Raw genomic sequence first — 1,439 nt, 5'->3', positions numbered from 1 at the left:
GCTGCATCCTTGTTGATTCCGCGAATGTCGATGACGGGTGCGCCGTGGCCGCTCATGAAGTGCTCCTGGGAGTCGATGGGTGGAGGTCGGATAGGTGGACGATGAGGTCCTCGATCGAGATCAGCGCCAGTGCATGCTCATCAGCGAACTGACGGAGGGCGGGCAACCGCATCATGGTCCCGTCGTCGTGCACGAGTTCGGCGATCACCGCCGCCGGCTCCATCCCCGCGAGCCGGCACAGCTCCACGCCGGCTTCGGTGTGCCCGGGCCGTTCGAGGACGCCGCCCGTGGCAGCGCGGAGGGGAAACATATGCCCGGGCCTCGTGAGGTCTATCGGTTCGCTGTCCGGGGAGGCGAGGATCCGGGCGGTGAGTGCCCTGTCCGCCGCGCTGATCCCGGTGCTGACGCCGGATGCCGCGTCGCAGGAGACCGTGTACGCGGTGCCCTTCGAATCCTCGTTGACCGCTGTCATCGGCGGCAGCCGAAGGCGGTCGGCGGCTGCGCCTTCGATCGGGACGCACAGCACCCCCGAGGTGTAGCGGACCGTCCATCCCACCAGGGCGGGCGTCGCGGACTGGGCGGCGAAAATGATGTCGCCCTCATTTTCCCGGTCGGCGTCATCCACGACGACGACGGCACGTCCTGCGGCGATGGCCTCGACGGCGAGTTGGACCGGGTCGAGGACGACGGCCTGCCTCCCTGCGCCTGCATCCCCTACGCCTTCAGCTGCTGCTGCATCCTTGTTGATTCCGCGAATGTCGATGACGGGTGCGCCGTGGCCGCTCATGAAGTGCTCCTGGGAGTCGATGGGTGGAGGTCGGATAGGTGGACGATGAGGTCCTCGATCGAGATCAGCGCCAGTGCATGCTCATCAGCGAACTGACGGAGGGCGGGCAACCGCATCATGGTCCCGTCGTCGTGCACGAGTTCGGCGATCACCGCCGCCGGCTCCATCCCCGCGAGCCGGCACAGCTCCACGCCGGCTTCGGTGTGCCCGGGCCGTTCGAGGACGCCGCCCGTGGCAGCGCGGAGGGGAAACATATGCCCGGGCCTCGTGAGGTCTATCGGTTCGCTGTCCGGGGAGGCGAGGATCCGGGCGGTGAGTGCCCTGTCCGCCGCGCTGATCCCGGTGCTGACGCCGGATGCCGCGTCGCAGGAGACCGTGTACGCGGTGCCCTTCGAATCCTCGTTGACCGCTGTCATCGGCGGCAGCCGAAGGCGGTCGGCGGCTGCGCCTTCGATCGGGACGCACAGCACCCCCGAGGTGTAGCGGACCGTCCATCCCACCAGGGCGGGCGTCGCGGACTGGGCGGCGAAAATGATGTCGCCCTCATTTTCCCGGTCGGCGTCATCCACGACGACGACGGCACGTCCTGCGGCGATGGCCTCGACGGCGAGTTGGACCGGGTCGAGGACGACGGCCTGCCTCCCTGCGCCTG

Annotated in this window: 2 protein-coding genes; both read right to left on the bottom strand. The window is 68.5% G+C overall.

Annotation, left to right across the window (positions count from 1 at the left end; translation table 11 throughout):
* Positions 1 to 52: 52 nt before the first annotated feature.
* Positions 53 to 787, bottom strand: a complete 735-nt coding sequence (gene ribB, locus Y705_RS18280) for a 3,4-dihydroxy-2-butanone-4-phosphate synthase (protein WP_049822436.1) — start codon at positions 785 to 787, stop codon at positions 53 to 55.
* Positions 784 to 1,439, bottom strand: a 656-nt coding sequence (gene ribB, locus Y705_RS18275; protein WP_081737887.1) for a 3,4-dihydroxy-2-butanone-4-phosphate synthase, incomplete at its 5' end; no start/stop codon positions are given. The genes ribB (Y705_RS18280) and ribB (Y705_RS18275), both read right to left, overlap by 4 nt.

Origin of the sequence: Arthrobacter sp. H41, from assembly GCF_000520535.1 — a bacterium.
GTDB lineage: Bacteria > Actinomycetota > Actinomycetes > Actinomycetales > Micrococcaceae > Arthrobacter_D.
This window is presented reverse-complemented; position numbering and strand designations above follow the sequence as displayed.